Raw genomic sequence first — 17,962 nt, 5'->3', positions numbered from 1 at the left:
GCGGAGAGAGAGGGATTCGAACCCTCGGTACCGTTGCCAGTACGACAGTTTAGCAAACTGTTCCTTTCGGCCACTCAGGCATCTCTCCATTTCCCTTCATTTACTTGCTGTGAGGGAGTGCAAATATAGTAAATGATTCCTTTTTGCAAAAGAAAATTACACAGTTTGTAGATAATCTATGCGAACATGATAGATGCTCATCAGCATCGTCTTGAATATCAGTTTAATAGTTTCTAAATCTTTTAACGTTAAATCGCAATTATCTAACTGATTTTGTTCCAATTTGTAATTTATGATGCGTTCCACAAGGTCATTGATGCTTTGAGCATCTGGATTTTTCAAACTTCTGGACGCTGCTTCGACAGAATCTGCCAACATTAACACACCTGTTTCTTTAGAAAATGGTATAGGTCCAGGATACCTGAAAATATTTTCATCCACAAATTTCTCCGGTGAATTCTTTAAAAAGGATTGATAAAAATAATCTACACGTGTATTACCATGGTGTGTTCTGATAAAATCGATGACACTCTCTGGTAATTGGTGCCTTCGGGCGATCTCAATTCCTTTAAGCACATGTTTGATGATGATTTGTGCACTTTGCTCATAAGGCAGCTTGTCGTGCGGACTTTTACCTGTATTTTGGTTCTCAATAAAATATTGAGGATTTTCAATTTTACCAATATCGTGGTACAAGGCACCAGCTCTAACTAATAAAGAGTTTCCGCCAATTTTAAAGATTGCGGCTTCGGCAAGGTTAGCTACCTGTAAGGAATGCTGAAAAGTGCCTGGTGCTTTAAAGGCCAGCTCGCGCAGTAATTTATTATTAGTATTGGTCAACTCTATGAGGGCTACATCTGAGGTGATGCCAAATACTCTTTCAAAAGCATAAATTAATGGATAGGCAATTAAGGACAATAAAACACTGACTGCAAAAGGAACAAAGTTTATCCATTCAATTTCCTGGAAAGATCCTTCACGTAGCAGACCAATACCAATGAAACAGATGAAGTAGGAGGTGAGGATAAAAAGTGCTGAAAGTAACAGTTGTTCCCTTTTTACCAGGTTACGAATGCTATAAATGGCTACCATACCCGCCGTAATCTCATAATAAACAAACTCAAAACTATTGGGTACAAAAAAACCTGCAATTAAAATAACCAATAAATGAAGATATAAGGCAAGCCTTGTATCAAACAAGATTCTGATGATAATAGGTACTATGCAATAAGGAATATAATATAAAGTGGGTAAATTTAATTTGATGGCCCATGTTAAGGCTAATAACATGGTTGTAATGACCAGCAACAACAAGGAAATCTGACGGTTGTCTGCAAAGATATCCTTTCTAAACATGTATAGGAATACCATGAGCAGGCATAAATTAAAACCGACCAGTAAAATCTGACCTAAGTAAACAAGGCTACTGTCGCCAATAATTTTTGTTTGCGCCTCGTAGGTTGCTTTGAAGGATTGTAATTTCTGATATGTTTCTTCATCAATTACATTGTTCTTGGCAATGATCAATTCGCCTTTCTGAACCATACCATGTGTTGTTGACAAGCTGTTGACGGTATTATTTTGAACAATGGTAGTCATTCGCTCATCAAAAATGATGTTAGGTTGTAGATGATCCTCTACCAAACCAAGAACCATGGTTTTGATTTGCTCATTTTTGATGTTAAAACTATTATTAAAAAAAGCTAAAGCCGATTGAACCGTATATAGGTCTTGCGTATTGATGGTTTTTGAAATATTGTTATTCAATAAAGTGAGGTCGTAGTTCTTGTTCTCTTTTTGATGTTTGGTATTGATGGCAATTATTCCTTTGGTATAAATATTCGAAAGGATCTTAAAGGAAGCGGTTTTGTATTTTTGCATTTCGCCTTCTGGAAGGCTGCTTGTTTTCCATTTTACATCAAACTCATCTAAATAAGCATTCTCAATCGCTTTGTTAATATCTGCATTGTACCTGTAGATGGGTAATACATTGTTTAAAGCATCTTGCTTATCGGTAATGACCTGAGGACTGGTTTTTAAGATGGCAAAGCTAAAGGGGGCGATCAGGTCTTTGTTTAACCATACTTTACCTTTCTCAAATTCATACCTGAACCTGGGTTGCTTTGGTAAAAAATAGGTGATGATCAACACAGTGAGCACCATCATCATGTATTTGATATTTGATGAATACTTTCTGTAAAGTACTTTATGGGAATTCTTCTTGATCTTTGCCAAAATATTAAAATTGATTTGTTTCAAAATTAACATTAATTAATTGATAATGTTGATTTATTAATATAATGCATTCATTATCAGCGCCATTTTCGTAAATAAAACTTCTAATTTTGCTGGTGATTTCTTTACATCTCTGCTCAGAATTATAATCCTAAAAATGATAGGTCAATTTTATACCTTTGGCCACTCGAAAAAATTACCATGTCAAATCTTAAAGGTGCGAATAAGCTGTCAGCAGCAGGTGTATTAATTAGTCTAGGAATAATTTATGGTGATATAGGTACTTCACCATTATATGTTTTTAAAGCTATTATTGGCGACAGGCTCATTACCCCAGAGCTTATCTTAGGAGGCTTATCCTGCATTATCTGGACCTTAACCTTGCAGACTACAATTAAATATGTTGCTATTACGTTACAAGCAGACAATAAAGGAGAGGGTGGCATATTTTCTCTCTATTCTTTAGTGAAACGGAGAGCAAAATGGTTAATTATCCCTGCGATGATAGGTGGGGCTGCATTGCTCGCGGATGGTATAATGACACCTGCCGTTACTGTTTCTTCAGCAATTGAAGGTTTGCAGATTATTTATCAGGATCTGCCTACTGTACCTATTGTATTGGCCATTATAGTGTTTCTGTTTGTTTTGCAACAATTTGGCACCTCACTCGTTGGTAAAGCCTTTGGACCTGTAATGTGGCTTTGGTTTACCATGATTGCTGTTTTAGGCGCTGTTTACATTTTACAATTTCCAGAAATACTTAAGGCTGTCAACCCCTATTATGCTTATCATATCCTAACGACCAATCCAGAGGCTTTTCTCATTATTGGTGCTGTTTTTTTATGTACTACAGGTGCTGAAGCCTTATATTCAGATTTAGGGCATTGCGGTAGATCAAATATCCGGATAAGCTGGATTTACGTGAAGACCTGTTTAATTTTAAATTATATGGGTCAGGGTGTTTGGTTATGGAAATTACAGGGTACACACCTAAATGATGTCAATCCTTTTTACCATTTAATGCCAGATTGGTTCCTTATTTATGGAATATCCATCGCTACTGTTGCTGCTGCTATTGCAAGTCAGGCCTTAATTTCAGGTTCTTTTACATTAATTGCGGAAGCCGTGCGTTTGAACCTATGGCCTAAGGTTAAAATCAATTATCCAAGTGATCAAAAGGGGCAACTGTACGTTCCGTCTATGAACTGGCTGTTATGTATAGGCTGTATCATTGTGGTATTGATTTTTAGAGAATCTACCAATATGGAGGCTGCATATGGCTTGTCCATCACAGTCGCCATGCTAATGACGACCATTTTAGTCGCTGTCTTTTTAATGCGAAAAAGGGTGCCCATGTATTTTATCCTTGCCTTTTTAGCTATATATGGTGTAATTGAACTCACCTTTTTAGCTGGTAACATTGCCAAAATATTCCATGGTGGCTGGTTTACCGTATTATTAGGCATGTCCTTGTTTTCTATTATGTATGCCTGGCATAATGGTCGCAGAATTCGCAACCGCTACCTTCGTTTTGATGATATTGAGAAGTATTATCCTATTATTGAGAAAATATCTAATGATGTCACAATTCCAAAATACTCCTCGCAATTGGTGTATTTAACAAGTGCTAATTTTAAGTCAGAGATAGAATCTTCTATCATGTATTCCATCATCCAGAAACATCCAAAAAGAGCAGATGTGTATTGGTTACTTCACGTAGATGTAACTGATGAGCCTTATACCATGGAATATAAAGTGAGTCCTTTAATTAAAGGAAAACTGATCAGGGTAGATTTCAGGTTGGGATTCCGCATTGAGCCAAGGGTAAATGTGCTTTTTAGAAAAGTAGTGGAAGACATGGTGAAAAATAACGAGGTAGATATTTCGAGCAGGTATGCCTCCTTAAGTGAGCATAAAATTGCCGGTGATTTTAGATTCGTAGTCCTTGAAAAAGTAATGTCAAGTGCTTATAGCCTGAGTTTAATTGAAAGAGGCACAATGGTGTATCATCAGATTCTCAAGAATTTTAGTGTTCCTGAAGAAAAAGGGTTTGGCTTAGATTTGAGCTTTGTAACGGTAGAAAAGGTTCCTCTGGTGGTAGACATTCCAACAGATTTTGAGCTGAAAAGGATTGACAATAATGAAGTTACAGAAGAGGAGAATAGCGTTATTTGTAAATAAAGCTGCTTTTTCGGAAATCTGAAGGTCTACTGCCAGTTTGCTGATAAAATGCTTTGCTGAAAGCGGCCAAACTATTGTATCCGGTGGCAAAGGCAATTTCACTGGTGGATTTCTCCGTTTCCAAAATCATCTCTATGGCTTTTACTATTCTTAATAATTTGAGATACTGCAGAAAAGAGATACTCATTGCCGATTGGAATAACCTGGAAAAGGTTCGTTCACTCATCCCGAAAAGATGGCTCAAATCTTCGAGGTTTAAAGCATGAGCAAAGTTTAAATTCATGTAAAGGATAATCGGTTTTAGCCTTTCATTCTTTGTCGTAGGTAGTGCTATAGGAAATGCCTGTGTGTTCAATACAGGCAAAAGATTTTTAATGGTCGATAAAAATTGATAGCCCTGGTCTTTGGCGGTAATTAATCCATTCCATCGTTCCGTAAAAATGATCATCTCAAAAAGCAAGTTATTTATTGGGTATATGCTCAGCTCACTAAAAAATGGATTGTTTTCATCTCCTTCAGCGTTATAATAAATATTTCTGATCACCGTGCCATGGTGTCGAACTTCGAGGTAATGGGGCAATGCTTTAGGTACCCAAACGTAGTGCCTGGCTGGAATAATATAACTTATGTTTTTAGCATGTATATAGGCTATTCCTCCCTGAACATACGTTAATTGCCCTTTTTGATGGGAATGCAGGGGTAACTTGCGTTCAATCTTTTCATGTATCACAACAATACCTTCTTTATTCTCGTCAATTGCATCCAGGTAGGATTGTGTGTGATCAGTTTTCATTGGCTGAAATAGACTAATTTTTGGCAATATAGATAAAATTGCCGGCCTTCAGCTTATCTACATTTGCACATTCTCAAAATATATGTATTTCAGCCGAAAAATAATTGCGCTTTTATGCCTTCCATTTTTTGCCTCCGGGCTTGTTTATGGCCAGCAAAAAACGATTGCCGTACCACTTTCTATAACCCAAGTATGGCAAAGAGCAGAGGTAAGTAACAAGTTATTAAAAATGAAAAACCGAAAGGTGGCGGGGGCTGAAGAAGCCATATTAGATGCAAAAGCTGAACGCCTGCCTGAAGTTAGGGTAGAAGGCGAATATGCTAAAGTAACTAATATGCCCATTTATAATAATGGTCTTTTACATACGCATGATCAGGGAGAAGTGATTCATACTACTTATACCGTTGGTGCAGAGGCTTACCTTAACCTCTATAACGGAAATAAAACAAACCTTAAAATCAAGGCACAAGAGGAAAAAAGGCAGTTGGCTCAAGAACAGCTGAACCTGTCGATCTCTGAAATTAAACTGCGTTGTGCTGGTTTTTACCTTGAAATGCAGCGAAGCATTGTCTTCAAAACCTTATTACTGAAAGATATCAGCGACCAGGAAAAACAGTTAGAAGAAATCAGGGCACTATTAAAAAATGGTGTAGTATTAAAAAGTGATGTACTGCGTGCTGAATTAAAGTTATCAAGACAAAAGATGTCGCTGCTAGAAATAGAAAATGATTTTACCATTGCTAATCAAAAGCTCGCTATTTTACTTGGTGAACCTGATGATTTTCAAATTCAACCGGATCCAATTGGCACAGCGGATGTCAAAGTTAAGGAATATGAAGATTACCTTAATGATGGGATGGCTAACTCACATGAGTTAAAAATTTCTGAACAGGAAACGGAACTGAGTAAGCTGGAACTGAAGAATGTAAAATCTAATGTTTCCTTGAAACTGGGTTTGTTTGCTACCTATAAATATTCCTATCCTCAAATACAATTTTATCCTTATGCTATTTCATTATATGGTTTAGGATTAGGCGGTTTAAAAGCAAGCTTTCCTGTATCTGAATTCTATCATAATAAACATAAAACCGAAGAGGCTAAAATAGCATTACATTACCAGGAACTTGAGCATTCGGCTACAAGTGACCAGGTAAGACAAGACGTTAAGGAGGCTTACTTACGTTACAAAGAATGTCTGACTAGAATTAAAGTGGCTGAAGAAAACATTAGACATGCACAAGAAAATTTAAGAATTATAAACAATACCTATTTCAATCAACTTTCCTTGCTAACGGATTTATTAGACGCAGATACACAACTCTTACAAACTCGTTTCGATTTGGCAGCTTCGCAAATTGCCGCACAACTACAATATTATAAATTACAAAAAGCCACAGGTGAACTTTAAATGAAAAAGAATTACACGACTACTGATCAGTTAATTACTAAAGTTACTGCCTGGATTGCTGCCATTATTGGCGTTCTATTATTGATTTGGGGGGCAAGCTCCTTATGGGATCTGTATAAATATGAAGAAACGAATGATGCACAGGTTGAAGAATACATTAATCCTATTACTTCGAGGGTAACAGGGTACATCAGAAAAATACAATACGAAGAAAATCAGGAGGTAAATGAAGGTGATACCTTGCTGATTATTGATAACAGTGAATATATACTTGGAGAGCAGGAAGCTGAAGCTGCTTTAATGAATGCGCAGGCACAAATTAAAGTGTTGGAAAGTAATGAGGAAACTACCAGACGTATAGCTAAAGTTAGTGAGGCGCAAATTGCTGCCGCAAAAGCTAAGTTATTAAAGCAACAACAAGATCATGAGCGTTATTCTAAACTTTTCAAAGCCGAATCTGCTACGCTGCAACAACTAGAAAACAGTAAAGCAGCCTTGGATGTGGCTAATGCAGAATACCTTTCTGCCAGGAGTAATTATGAGGCTTCCATTTCAAAAGTGGATGATATTAAATCTCAAAAAGGGGTTTACCAGGCAGAAATTAAACGTAGAGATGCTTTGTTAGGAAGAAATAAATTAGATGTGGGTTATACTGTTATTACTGCCCCATACCATGGTAAAATGGGTAGAAGGACAATTCAGCAAGGTCAATTGATACAAGCTGGTCAAACCTTAGCTTTCATTGTTGACCAGAAAGCTGGTAAATGGGTAATTGCTAATTTTAAGGAAACACAGATTGCTGAAATGCATATCAATACTGAAGTAGAAATTGTAACTGACGCTTTTCCTCACGAAACTTTTAAGGGTAAAGTGATTTCATTGTCTCCTGCTACCGGAGCAAGGTTTTCTTTACTGCCTCCAGATAATTCTACAGGTAATTTTATAAAAGTGGTACAACGTATACCTGTGAAAATTGTATTGACTGATTCTAAAGCTAAGATAGATAAACTGCGTGCTGGAATGAATGCTAATGTTACTGCTGTAAAATAATAATGAGCAAAAACATGCCGCTTTTTAAGTCCTGGGTGCCTGATTGGTTCATCAAGTTTACCATTTTTATCGTCGTATTGCCAACATTGTTGCTCTTTAACCTTTCTTTAGTTAATGTTAACGCTGCTACAGGATATTATGGCATTGAGCCTGCTGATGTTCAATATAGCATGATCGTTTTTTATGTTGCCCTAGTCAGTTATATTTCCCTTGAAAAACGCTTCTTTGTTTTTGTTGCTGCCAAAGAATATTTTATTGTAGGTACATTAATTCAAATGCTTGCTGCCTATGTTTGTTTCAGGACCTCAAATTTCTATGTGCTGCTTGTATTTAGATTTATACAGGGGATGGCAAATTGTGGTACGACAAGTATAAGCCTGAATTTGATATTTAGCAGGCTACATTCTGATAAAGCCAGAGAGATTGGTTATTCTGTATTTTATGGAATGTTGGTGTGTATGGCTCCAATGTCAATGTTTCTGACTTCGAGTTTGATAGATACCTATGATTTCAGGTTTTTATATAAGGCAGCCATTTTCTGTTATATTCCTGGTGCTGTTATTTTATATAATATTTTAAATACGGTTAGACTCCATAAAAGGATCCCCTTGTATCAGCTTGATTGGGCTAGCTTTATTATTTATTCCTCTTTTTTGTGCCTGTTGGGGTATATATTTATTTATGGTCAACAATACTTATGGTTTGAAGATCAAAGAATAGTTTGGAGTACCGTTGCTATGGTGTCCTTATTAGGGCTACACTTATTTAGGCAGCGTAATTTAAAAAGGCCTGCTCATGACTTAAGGGTGTTCAATTTTAAAAATTTTTTAATAGGCATATTTTTAATGTTTGTGCTCTATGTTTCCAGGGGATCTTTGAACATAGCTACTCAATATTTTGGCACTGCCTTAAAAATGGATCCTATACACATCGGGAAATTAATGGCAGTTAACATAGTGGGCATTGTATTGGGTGTAATCATTTCGTCAAGAATGCTGCTGTCAAAAAGACCTTTGAGGTTAATATTAATTTATGGCTTTGTGTTTCTACTGGTATTTCATGTGATGATGTCCTTTCTGTTCGATTCAGTAGCAGATGCTTCGAGTTTCATCGTCCCTTTAACTTTACAAGGATTAGGCGCGGGCATGCTAATGACACCAATTATCATATTTTCCGTTTCTGCTGTGCCTCAGGCCATGGCTAATACAGCCTCAGGTATTACAGCTGTATTTAGGTTTATTGGTTTTTGTACCAGCATAGCGCTCATTAACTACTTTTCGCTTTACCGAAAAACAGATCATATCAATCGCCTGCAGGGACAGTTAAGTACGCTCAATGCAGTGGCTCTTGAACGACTAGCGATATATAAACAAATGTTTGTGGCTAAAGGTATTCCAGAAGACCAGGCCGTAAAAATGTCAAATAAAATGTTGTCAGAGTCAATCGATATACAAGCACAACTGCAGTCTGCTGTTGATTATTTTAATTGGATAGGTAGTTTACTGGTGCTTGTAGTACTCATTGTGGCATTGATTCCTTTTATCCACAGAACTATTATCAATTTAAAATCCAGATTGCCTGTGCCCATATCTTATTAATCGTCTTTAAAGAGAATTTGCAATTTAATTAACGGGTTTTTAGTCTTTTTGCATTATTATTGGCAAATCATAAGAGGTCTTCGACTTTAGATGGCTCATAAATGATGTAAAAAAGATAAAAATTTTAATGAACCGTAAATATTTCCTCTCCGCGCTGGCAATTTCAAGTATTTCTATTCCTGGTATAAGTAACCTGTCGGAGGCAGCAACAATTACTGCCAATGAAGCCAAACGCAGACATAAAATCCCTTCTTATCTTGTAGGGGGTGACACCATTGGCATTACTTGTCCGGCAGGAGCGATTACACTTGAAGAAGTTTTACCTTCCATCCAGCTGATGGAAAGTTGGGGTTATAAAGTAAAAATTGGGAAGACCGTAGGTGCTCATTATTTTACCCTTGGGGGTACCGATGAGGAGAGAGCCATGGACTTGCAAGAAATGTTAGATAATCCTGATATTAAAGCAATCATGTGTGCCAGAGGTGGCTATGGGGCGGTGAGGATTATTGATTTAATAGATTTTAAACGCTTTGAGGCTCATCCAAAATGGATTATCGGCTTCAGTGACATTACCGTACTGCATGCTCACCTTGATAGAAAATTTAAAATCGCCTCTATTCACTCCAAGATGTGTAATAGCTTTCCTTCAGATTGGACCAAGGCAGAACCTATACAAATTGAGACTATCTTATCCATAAGGCAAGCCTTGGCAGGGCAGGCATTACGCTACACAGCCCCTTATGACGAACTAAACAGGTTAGGCGATGTGCAAGCCCCATTGATAGGGGGTAACCTGAGTATTATAGAAACCTTAGCTGGTAGCGATTCTGATATCAACACTGATGGAAAAATTCTCTTTCTTGAAGATACAGGAGAATATCTATATAGCATTGATCGTATGTTCTGGAATTTAAAGCGTAGTGGGAAATTAGATAAATTAAAGGGTTTAATTATTGGAGGCTTTAAAGTTAAACTTACCGAAGGTGGTGATGATTTTGGAAAAACCATTCAGGAAATTGTATCAGAAAAAGTGAAGGAATTTAGTTATCCCGTTTGCTTTCAATTCCCGGTAGGACATCAAAAAAATAACTACGCCTTAAAGTGTGGCGTAGTCCACCACCTGGAGGTGCAGAAGCAAGGAACAACCCTTACTTCTATTTTTTGATCAGCTGCTCATCTTCCTTGTCATCATCCTTTTTGGTGTTGTTACCAAGGTCTGTTTTGGGCGTATCTTCCTGAAGTGAGGCCATATCTGCAGCTTTTAACTGGTCGTTATGGTCATTTTCTAAATTTAAATTTTCAGTAGATGGATTCCCTGAACTATCACGAAATTTACTATCGCTACGGAAGCTGGGTTGGGCAATATGCTGTGGATGATTTACATCATAATCCTCATTACCAGGCCCTTTGTGTTTGTCTTTTTGCTCTTCTTTTTTCATGGTTTGGATTGATTAATGTGATATCTGTTAAACAAAATACCACCTTAATGGTTTTAACAGGGGAAAGATAGTATGCTGATGAAGATGTAAAAACGTTATTCATTTGTTTAAAAACCAATATTTATTATCTTTAAACCAATAATTACTTTATTTTTTATAAGAAACCCATGGAAAAATTTTCAAAATTAAAAGAACTAATTGCCGGAGTTGAGGCAGATGCAGAGAAATTTTATAACTCAGGAAATGGTGCAGCTGGTACTAGAGTTCGTAAAGCAATGCAAGATCTAAAAACATTAGCTCAGGATATCCGTACAGAAGTAACTGAGAAAAAAAATAGTGCGAAATAAGCTTTATGAGCATTGATAAAAAGGTCTGCAACTGTAGACCTTTTTTTGTTTTTTATGAATGATGAAGATGAAAAAAGGTACCGAAAGATTATCCATATTGATATGGATGCCTTTTATGCGTCCGTAGAGCAACGCGATTTTCCTGAGTATAAAGGTAAAGCTATTGCTGTTGGCGGTAGCCCTGAAGGCCGGGGAGTGATTGCTACGGCAAGCTACGAAGCTAGACAGTATGGTATACATTCTGCAATGTCTTCAAAAAAGGCAATCCAGCTGTGTCCTTTCCTTATTTTTGTGCGCCCGCGTTTTGATGCCTATAAAGAAGCCTCTATCCATATCCGCGAAATCTTTAGTCGATTTACAGATTTAATCCAACCCTTATCGCTAGATGAAGCTTATCTAGATGTAACTCAGGATAAATTAGGTATTGGCTCAGCCCTGGAAATTGCGGCGAAAATTAAACAGCTGATCAAGGAGGAACTGCAATTAACAGCCTCTGCCGGTGTTTCTATCAATAAGTTTGTAGCCAAAATAGCATCCGATATTAATAAGCCCGATGGTCTAACCTTTATTGGTCCCTCCAAAATTGAAAGTTTCATGGAAAAGCTGCATGTAGAAAAATTTCATGGGGTAGGGAAGGTGACGGCCGAAAAAATGAAACTTCGTGGATTACATACCGGGGCTGATTTAAAGAAACTAACAGAGGCTGAACTCGTTCACCTTTTCGGCAAATCTGGTCATTTTTACTACAAAATTGTTCGCGGACTGGATGATAGAAAAGTGGAGTCAAACAGGGAAACTAAATCTGTAGGCGCAGAAGACACCTTTTCACATGACCTGGTTTATGAGGAAGAAATGCATCTCGAACTGGAAAAAATAGCCAGGATTGTGGAAACCCGGATCAACAAAAATCAGCTCAAGGCCAGAACCATTACGCTGAAGATCAAATTCAGTGATTTCAGAACCATTACCCGAAGTAAATCTTTTCCTAGGGCCATTGCCTCCTATGATTTTATTTTTCAAGCAGCCAAAAATCTGTTGGCTACAGTTGACATGCAAGGTCAAAGTGTGCGTTTGCTTGGCATTACAACCTCTAATTTTGGAGAGGATACCTTAGGGAACCAGCACGAGGGTTACCAGGGAAGGTTGTTTTCCTGATCCTGGGAAATAAGTTTTCACTTAATTGCAACATAAAATAAATAAAATAAAAAATTTCTATAAGTCACAAAAAAGTAATAGATTAAGGGTAATTCTTTAAGTTAATTCTTTTTCGTACATTTGTATAACTTATTTGTTAAAGACATAAACAAAATTGTCTTATTCATCGCACCACCTAACCTGATAACTATGAAAAAATACGTTGTAGGAATAGCCGGAATCCTGGTCATCTTAGTTGCACTTACCTCTATTAGCTGGAAATCTGCCGGAAAAATTACCACTATTGAAAAAATCAGCGCTACCGCCACTGCAGACAGTGAATACAATATTTACCTTAGGGATATTTATGACTCAGCGGCACTTGGACAGAATGGTTTATCTATGGAAGTTTTTGAAAAGGCAGTTACCGGGTTTTATAACCTTAAAATTTCTGGAAAAGTAGCTGAAGATAAATCAATTTTATCAATTGCGGATTTTGACCAGAACAGCACTAAAAAACGTTTATGGATTATTGACCTTAACCAAAAGAGGTTGATTTTAAATACCTGGGTTGCTCATGGCCAACATAGTGGAGCCGATAAAGCTACACACTTTTCTAATGTTAATAATTCATTCCAAAGCAGTATTGGCTTCTATGTAACCGGAGAGATTTATAATGGACAACATGGTAGGTCTTTACGTTTAGATGGAATGGATGAAGGCTTTAATAGCAATGCCCGTAAAAGATCAATTGTTGTTCATGGTGCATCTTATGTAAGCCAGGGTACAATTAATGCTTTAGGAAGATTAGGTCGTAGTCAGGGGTGCCCTGCTGTAGCGCCTGAACTAGCTAATACCGTTATTGATGCCATTGGAGGTAAAACTGTACTTTTCATTAATGTGAGTGATGAGTCTTACTCTTCAAAATACTTAAATCAAGGCTTGGCTGCTCAACTTGCCAGTAACTCTTTAGGACAACAAAAAACCTTAGACACTGTATCCAGCATCTAAGGTTAAATTCTATTTATATTTATAAATTAAAAGCAGGCTGGGTTAATCCCTAGCTTGCTTTTAGTTTTTGCAGGTAGGAGTAAAGCACTACATCAAGACCATATACATCTTTTCTAATTTGTAATGCACCGTCTTCCGCTGCCCAGCAAGTAAAATAAGTAAGGTAAACAGGAATTTGCTTTGGCAGGGCTACCGTTCTTGCCTCTTGATTTTCTGTTTGCGCCATCTCTGTTTTGATTTTCTCAAAGGTAGCACCGTTGCCAAATAAGGCTTGAGCAAGTTCTAATGGTTTCTCTACACGTACACAGCCATGACTTACTGCGCGCACTGATTTGTCGAATGCTGCTTTGGCTGGCGTATCATGTAGATAAACTGCAAATTCATTGTTAAATAAGAATTTGATCTTTCCTAAAGAGTTGTCATTTCCAGCACGTTGTTTAAATGCATAAGTTTTGCCTGCATCAGCAGCCGTCCAGTCTATCAACTCCGTATCTTCTATGATCTTTCCATCTTTATATACATCAATGTTATTGTTAGCCAGGTAATACCTGTCGGCAGCAGCATGTTTAGAAATTTCATTTGTAGCTATGCTTTCTGGAATATTCCATATTGGGTTCACTTGTACACTATGGATCATGCTGCCCAATTGTGGTGTTTCTCTTGAAAACGGACGATCTTTCTTTAAATCATTCTCATCATATTCTTTCAAGATGTCAGTGCTGTTCAATTTGCGGCCTTCACCCACACATACTTTCATGTTTAAAGTAGATTTACCATCTTCAATAACATCTAATCTAAAATCTGCAATGTTGACGATTACAAATTTCTTGTCATCATTTCTGTTCTTCCATCTTAGTCTTTCCAAGTTTACCTCTAATACCCTTGCCGTCTCTTCTGCAGTAAGTCCTGCTGCGGTAACACCATTGGCTAAGCCTTTTTGAAGGGCAAGGTATTGGGCACCCTTAGGTTGAATACTGTCTAAATAACTGTTCAGGTCAGTCACATTTAACACAGCCATCATGGAGCTGCTGTCAGGGCGTTTTGTTTCCGTATGGTAACTAGCATAAATTTTCCTGGGACTGATTACGCCGAATTTTAAAGCGTTGCTATAATCGATCAAGGAGTTCGCGGTCATAATTTCCAGTTCGGCAATAACTTTATAGGCAGCTTCTACAGATTTTATCGAATCTTTCTCATATACTTTTGTTAGGAGATTATTAATTGTATTCGCGGCAAACAGCTGTGGATCCAGGCCATGTGTATTTGCTTTAGAGAAATAAGTAGCCATATTTTTCAACTGGTCTTTTGGCAAATGCTGGGAAACCAAAACAGGGTCAAAATCGTTGCTTTCATAAAAAGCAGTAATGAATTTAGGATTTCTTAAATGTGCTTTCTTTTCTTCGAGGGTTTTTTTGAAAACGGCAACGAAAGCATCATTTTCTACTTTTTTGAAAACTTTATTTTTTGTTTCTTTGAAAAAAACCTGTCCTATATCCGAACGGCTTTTTTTACAGGCTTGCAGTGTAAATAGGGTCACCAGCAAGAGGAGGGAAGCGTGGAAACTTATTCCTTTAGCGTAATTTTTTTTAATCATACTCTTGTATAATAAATTTCATGCCTACTTTTATTTTACAATGATTTTTGTTACCTTTTTCCACAAAAAATTATCTGTTCAAACACTTATCCACAATTTTTTCTGTAAACTACTTCGTATGATTGTGCAAATGAATTAGTTAGAAAAAAGACAAAATATTCCTACTCAATGTTAGTAAAATTTGTGATCTTCGCATCCCCAACCACGAGTATTTCTTCTTACTCCGGGAGTTTAGAAATCAATAAAACGAAAGCATAACTATGAATAACACTTGTATACAAGTATGGAATAACTGTCTTCAAATTATTAAGGATAATATCCCGGCCCAGAGTTTCAAAACCTGGTTCGAGCCGATAGCGCCTCTTAAATTGGAGGAGAAAGTTCTAACCATACAGGTGCCGAGTTTATTCTTTTATGAGTGGTTAGAAGAGCATTACGTAAGTTTACTTAGACGTACTGTGAAGTTGCAACTAGGTGAAGAAGGACGTTTGGAATACAATATTGTAGTTGATCAAAGCTCAAATGGGGTTTTGCCATATACTACTAAAATGCCTTCAAGTGGTAATGGTTCTGATAACCGCAAACAAAGCATGCCGGTTCCGGTTAACATTAACCGCGATATCAAAAACCCTTTTGTCATTCCAGGATTAAAAAAAATTCAGGTAGATCCACAACTGAATGCCAATTATACTTTCGAGAATTATGTAGAGGGCGATAGCAATCGCCTGGCACGCTCTGCGGGTCACGCTGTTGCTGCAAAACCTGGAGAAACATCATTCAATCCTTTAATGATTTATGGTCCGTCTGGGATGGGGAAAACTCACTTAGCGCAAGCCATAGGTAACCAGATCAGACAAACACTTCCTGATAAACTAGTCATTTATGTTTCTTGTGAAAAATTTTGCCAGCAGTTTGTAGAATCCTTAAAAAACAATACGATCAATGATTTTGTGAACTTTTACCAGGCAATGGATGTAATCATCATGGATGACGTGCATAACTTTGCTGGAAAAGAGAAAACACAAGATATCTTTTTCCATATTTTCAACCACTTACACCAGTCAGGAAAACAAATCATTATTACTTCCGATAAAGCACCAAAAGACTTATCTGGCTTGGAAGAGCGTTTGTTGAGTCGTTTTAAATGGGGACTTTCAGCAGATTTAACCTTACCAGATTTACAGACCAGAATTGCTATTCTTAAAAAGAAGATGTATGTAGACGGTATAGATCTTCCAGAAGAAGTAGTTGAATATGTGGCGCATAACATCAATAATAACGTAAGAGAGCTTGAAGGTGCCATGGTATCTTTGCTAGCTCAATCTACTTTAAATAAAAAAGAAATCGATCTTCCATTGGCTAAAGCAATGATGAAAAACTTCATCAAAAACACCAATAAAGAAGTTTCGATGGATGTGATCCAGAAATTGGTTTGCGAATATTTCGAAGTTCCTATGGACTTGCTTAAAGCGTCGACCCGTAAAAGAGAAGTGGTTCAGGCACGTCAGATTTCTATGTATTTATCTAAAGCAATGACAAGGTCTTCCTTAAAAACTATCGGTGCATTTTTTGGCGGCAGAGATCACTCTACTGTAATTTATGCTTGCCAGACCGTAGAAGACCTGATCCAGACTGACAAGAAGTTCAGGACTTACGTGAACGATATTGAGAAAAAACTTAAAATGGGATAATTATCCCTTTCTGGAGCGGATGACCTGTGATGCTACAATAGCATCTTCCGTTAAGCCTAATAGCAGGTCAGGCGCTCCAGTCTTCGCTTTAATTTCCTTACGCAGGTAATAGAAAGTATAGGAAGAAGCTATCGCTGTTAAGCCAGCAATTAATGCCCCTTCGTAGGGGTTTTTCCTCGCTAGGCTATAAATTACAGCACCAGAAACAGCACCCATTATGGCTCTTCCAGAGAGGGGAGCAGGTTTAATTCTGTCAGGTGTACTTGGTAATTTGTCGCCACCCATTTCTCCTGCAGCCATCAAATAGGCAGCAATCTTCAACGATGGTTTTGCAAGAAACTTCAGTAATGGATTTTTAGGTTTAAAAATAGAGGCCTGACTGGCGAGGTTAGTACTGATCACTAATGCTGAAATACTTCTCATTCCTGCAATGCAGCCAAGTGCCATGGCCTGGTAGATATATTTGCTTTTCATATTTGCCTGTTTTGTGAAAGATAACAAGACATTGGCCATATAGTTTGTTCAGCGCTATGGATTTAATAGCCCTGTTGCAGGTTCACCAGGTCATCAATAGGCTCACCAGCAACAAATTTATTGAAATTCTTAATGAACTGGTCGAGTTTACCATCGTCTTCATTTTCATCACCACCCCCAGTATGCTGGGTTAAAATTATATTCTCCATATCCCAAAAGACGTGAGTTGTGGGCAATGGTTCAATGGCCGTAACATCTAACACAGCACCAGCCAGAACGCCGTTATGAAGGGCTTTAGTAAGGGCTGCTTCATCAGTAGTGTTACCGCGCCCTACACTCGCATAGAGGCTCCCTGGTTTAAGGGATTCAAAGAATTCAGTAGCAACATATTTATCTGCTGTACCAGGTAAGGTATTGATTATTACATCAATATTTGGTAATATGTCAAGTATTTCTTGTGTATCATGCAGGTCTGCAAGAGGGTTGTTTCTGGCGGTGGTTCTGATCTGACAATCAAAGCGTGACAGCAATTTTTTTACGGCTAAGGCAATGGCACCTGTGCCTAAAATAAGAACATTCTTACCTTTCATCCCTTGAAGTTGTGTCCTGATGATTTTTCCTTCCCATTTCTTTTGGCTTTGCAGCCGCACCAGCTGGTGTATTTGCCTGTAAAAGCATAGAATTCCTCCTACAATAGTTTCAGCACAACTGAGGGCAAAAAATGTACCCATGTTGGCCACAGGAATGTCCAGTTTAAGTTGCTGATACTGGTCAAAACCTGCAGAGTCTATTTGCCAGAATTGTAAGTGGGGAAGTTCATTGTTGAAAATGGAAAGCGGAGGATTACCAAAAATTACTTCAACGGAGCCCAGCTCCGTTGAAAGTTCTTCATTAGAAAGGTTATTCTTAAATATCAGTTTATTATCTCCAGCTAGCTCTTGTTTTAGTTTAAGTTGATGGTCGAGGTTTAGCGTGCTGTTAATTAAAATATTCATGCAGATTTTGTT

The 17,962-nt window shown here is 37.6% G+C and carries 15 protein-coding genes and 1 tRNA gene; 9 read left to right on the top strand and 7 right to left on the bottom strand.

The genetic code is table 11. The features are described 5' to 3' along the window. Position 1: 1 nt before the first annotated feature. Together ACR2F7_RS15415 and ACR2F7_RS15410 are read right to left on the bottom strand one after the other, a co-directional pair. Positions 2-88: transfer RNA gene (locus ACR2F7_RS15415), tRNA-Ser, on the bottom strand. 68 nt (positions 89-156) lie between these two features. Beyond that, the gene (locus ACR2F7_RS15410; protein ID WP_432714435.1) at positions 157-2,235 is read right to left on the bottom strand and encodes an HD family phosphohydrolase; all 2,079 of its coding nucleotides are present in this window, start codon (positions 2,233-2,235) and stop codon (positions 157-159) included. Positions 2,236-2,436: 201 nt separating this feature from the next. On the opposite strand from ACR2F7_RS15410, the gene ACR2F7_RS15405 reads away from it, so the two are divergent. Next, positions 2,437-4,416, top strand: a complete 1,980-nt coding sequence (locus ACR2F7_RS15405) for a KUP/HAK/KT family potassium transporter (RefSeq protein ID WP_432714434.1) — start codon at positions 2,437-2,439, stop codon at positions 4,414-4,416. Here ACR2F7_RS15405 and ACR2F7_RS15400 read toward each other — a convergent pair. Continuing rightward, positions 4,403-5,209 (bottom strand): helix-turn-helix domain-containing protein, encoded by an 807-nt coding sequence (locus tag ACR2F7_RS15400; RefSeq protein WP_432714433.1) that lies wholly within the window; start codon positions 5,207-5,209, stop codon positions 4,403-4,405. The genes ACR2F7_RS15405 and ACR2F7_RS15400 overlap by 14 nt on opposite strands. Before the next feature lie 82 nt (positions 5,210-5,291). Between ACR2F7_RS15400 and ACR2F7_RS15395 the strand changes: the two genes are divergently transcribed. The 4 genes from ACR2F7_RS15395 (at position 5,292) to ACR2F7_RS15380 (ending at position 10,430) form a co-directional block, all read left to right on the top strand. Further along, on the top strand, positions 5,292-6,617 hold the full coding sequence (locus ACR2F7_RS15395; RefSeq protein WP_432714432.1) for a TolC family protein: 1,326 nt from the start codon (positions 5,292-5,294) through the stop codon (positions 6,615-6,617). Continuing rightward, positions 6,618-7,667 carry an HlyD family secretion protein gene (locus ACR2F7_RS15390; protein WP_432714431.1) on the top strand — a complete coding sequence of 350 codons (1,050 nt, stop codon included), beginning with the start codon at positions 6,618-6,620 and terminating at the stop codon, positions 7,665-7,667. Positions 7,668-7,669: 2 nt separating this feature from the next. Continuing rightward, positions 7,670-9,265 carry an MFS transporter gene (locus tag ACR2F7_RS15385; protein WP_432714430.1) on the top strand — a complete coding sequence of 532 codons (1,596 nt, stop codon included), beginning with the start codon at positions 7,670-7,672 and terminating at the stop codon, positions 9,263-9,265. A gap of 127 nt (positions 9,266-9,392) precedes the next feature. Next, the gene (locus ACR2F7_RS15380) at positions 9,393-10,430 is read left to right on the top strand and encodes a S66 peptidase family protein (protein WP_432714429.1); all 1,038 of its coding nucleotides are present in this window, start codon (positions 9,393-9,395) and stop codon (positions 10,428-10,430) included. Here ACR2F7_RS15380 and ACR2F7_RS15375 read toward each other — a convergent pair. Continuing rightward, the gene (locus ACR2F7_RS15375; RefSeq protein WP_432714428.1) at positions 10,420-10,704 is read right to left on the bottom strand and encodes a hypothetical protein; all 285 of its coding nucleotides are present in this window, start codon (positions 10,702-10,704) and stop codon (positions 10,420-10,422) included. The genes ACR2F7_RS15380 and ACR2F7_RS15375 overlap by 11 nt on opposite strands. Positions 10,705-10,871: 167 nt before the next feature. Between ACR2F7_RS15375 and ACR2F7_RS15370 the strand changes: the two genes are divergently transcribed. The 3 genes from ACR2F7_RS15370 to ACR2F7_RS15360 all read left to right on the top strand — a co-directional run bounded on the left by ACR2F7_RS15370 (position 10,872) and on the right by ACR2F7_RS15360 (position 13,196). Beyond that, on the top strand, positions 10,872-11,051 hold the full coding sequence (locus ACR2F7_RS15370) for a histone H1 (RefSeq protein ID WP_432710850.1): 180 nt from the start codon (positions 10,872-10,874) through the stop codon (positions 11,049-11,051). A 54-nt stretch (positions 11,052-11,105) separates the two neighbouring features. Beyond that, positions 11,106-12,206 carry a DNA polymerase IV gene (dinB, locus tag ACR2F7_RS15365; RefSeq protein WP_432714427.1) on the top strand — a complete coding sequence of 367 codons (1,101 nt, stop codon included), beginning with the start codon at positions 11,106-11,108 and terminating at the stop codon, positions 12,204-12,206. Positions 12,207-12,395: 189 nt separating this feature from the next. Continuing rightward, the gene (locus tag ACR2F7_RS15360; protein WP_432714426.1) at positions 12,396-13,196 is read left to right on the top strand and encodes a murein L,D-transpeptidase catalytic domain family protein; all 801 of its coding nucleotides are present in this window, start codon (positions 12,396-12,398) and stop codon (positions 13,194-13,196) included. Between the two features lie 49 nt (positions 13,197-13,245). On the opposite strand, the gene ACR2F7_RS15355 is transcribed toward ACR2F7_RS15360, so the two are convergent. After that, complete coding sequence (locus tag ACR2F7_RS15355; RefSeq protein ID WP_432714425.1) at positions 13,246-14,790, bottom strand: L,D-transpeptidase family protein; 1,545 nt, start codon at positions 14,788-14,790, stop codon at positions 13,246-13,248. Positions 14,791-15,050: 260 nt separating this feature from the next. On the opposite strand from ACR2F7_RS15355, the gene dnaA reads away from it, so the two are divergent. Continuing rightward, positions 15,051-16,481: a chromosomal replication initiator protein DnaA gene (gene dnaA, locus ACR2F7_RS15350; RefSeq protein ID WP_432714424.1), complete on the top strand. Its 1,431-nt coding sequence runs from the start codon at positions 15,051-15,053 to the stop codon at positions 16,479-16,481. On the opposite strand, the gene ACR2F7_RS15345 is transcribed toward dnaA, so the two are convergent. Both ACR2F7_RS15345 and ACR2F7_RS15340 read right to left on the bottom strand, forming a co-directional pair. Further along, positions 16,482-16,955: a hypothetical protein gene (locus ACR2F7_RS15345; RefSeq protein ID WP_432714423.1), complete on the bottom strand. Its 474-nt coding sequence runs from the start codon at positions 16,953-16,955 to the stop codon at positions 16,482-16,484. A gap of 62 nt (positions 16,956-17,017) precedes the next feature. Then, positions 17,018-17,950 carry a D-2-hydroxyacid dehydrogenase gene (locus tag ACR2F7_RS15340; protein WP_432714422.1) on the bottom strand — a complete coding sequence of 311 codons (933 nt, stop codon included), beginning with the start codon at positions 17,948-17,950 and terminating at the stop codon, positions 17,018-17,020. Positions 17,951-17,962 lie beyond the last annotated feature (12 nt).

It is taken from the genome of Pedobacter sp. (genome assembly GCF_045628745.1).
Lineage (GTDB): Bacteria > Bacteroidota > Bacteroidia > Sphingobacteriales > Sphingobacteriaceae > Pedobacter.
The sequence above is the reverse complement of the archived record's forward strand: the minus strand, read 5'-3'. Positions and strand labels throughout refer to the sequence as shown.

What these genes read in the sequence shown, in the direction of transcription:
- ACR2F7_RS15355 (WP_432714425.1), bottom strand. Translation starts at nt 14,790, where the DNA reads ATGATTAAAAAAAATTACGCTAAAGGAATAAGTTTCCACGCTTCCCTC.
- ACR2F7_RS15345 (WP_432714423.1), bottom strand. Translation starts at nt 16,955, where the DNA reads ATGAAAAGCAAATATATCTACCAGGCCATGGCACTTGGCTGCATTGCA.
- ACR2F7_RS15395 (WP_432714432.1), top strand. Translation starts at nt 5,292, where the DNA reads ATGTATTTCAGCCGAAAAATAATTGCGCTTTTATGCCTTCCATTTTTT.
- ACR2F7_RS15385 (WP_432714430.1), top strand. Translation starts at nt 7,670, where the DNA reads ATGAGCAAAAACATGCCGCTTTTTAAGTCCTGGGTGCCTGATTGGTTC.
- ACR2F7_RS15370 (WP_432710850.1), top strand. Translation starts at nt 10,872, where the DNA reads ATGGAAAAATTTTCAAAATTAAAAGAACTAATTGCCGGAGTTGAGGCA.
- ACR2F7_RS15400 (WP_432714433.1), bottom strand. Translation starts at nt 5,209, where the DNA reads ATGAAAACTGATCACACACAATCCTACCTGGATGCAATTGACGAGAAT.
- ACR2F7_RS15380 (WP_432714429.1), top strand. Translation starts at nt 9,393, where the DNA reads ATGAACCGTAAATATTTCCTCTCCGCGCTGGCAATTTCAAGTATTTCT.
- ACR2F7_RS15360 (WP_432714426.1), top strand. Translation starts at nt 12,396, where the DNA reads ATGAAAAAATACGTTGTAGGAATAGCCGGAATCCTGGTCATCTTAGTT.
- ACR2F7_RS15390 (WP_432714431.1), top strand. Translation starts at nt 6,618, where the DNA reads ATGAAAAAGAATTACACGACTACTGATCAGTTAATTACTAAAGTTACT.
- dinB (WP_432714427.1), top strand. Translation starts at nt 11,106, where the DNA reads ATGAATGATGAAGATGAAAAAAGGTACCGAAAGATTATCCATATTGAT.
- ACR2F7_RS15340 (WP_432714422.1), bottom strand. Translation starts at nt 17,950, where the DNA reads ATGAATATTTTAATTAACAGCACGCTAAACCTCGACCATCAACTTAAA.
- dnaA (WP_432714424.1), top strand. Translation starts at nt 15,051, where the DNA reads ATGAATAACACTTGTATACAAGTATGGAATAACTGTCTTCAAATTATT.
- ACR2F7_RS15375 (WP_432714428.1), bottom strand. Translation starts at nt 10,704, where the DNA reads ATGAAAAAAGAAGAGCAAAAAGACAAACACAAAGGGCCTGGTAATGAG.
- ACR2F7_RS15405 (WP_432714434.1), top strand. Translation starts at nt 2,437, where the DNA reads ATGTCAAATCTTAAAGGTGCGAATAAGCTGTCAGCAGCAGGTGTATTA.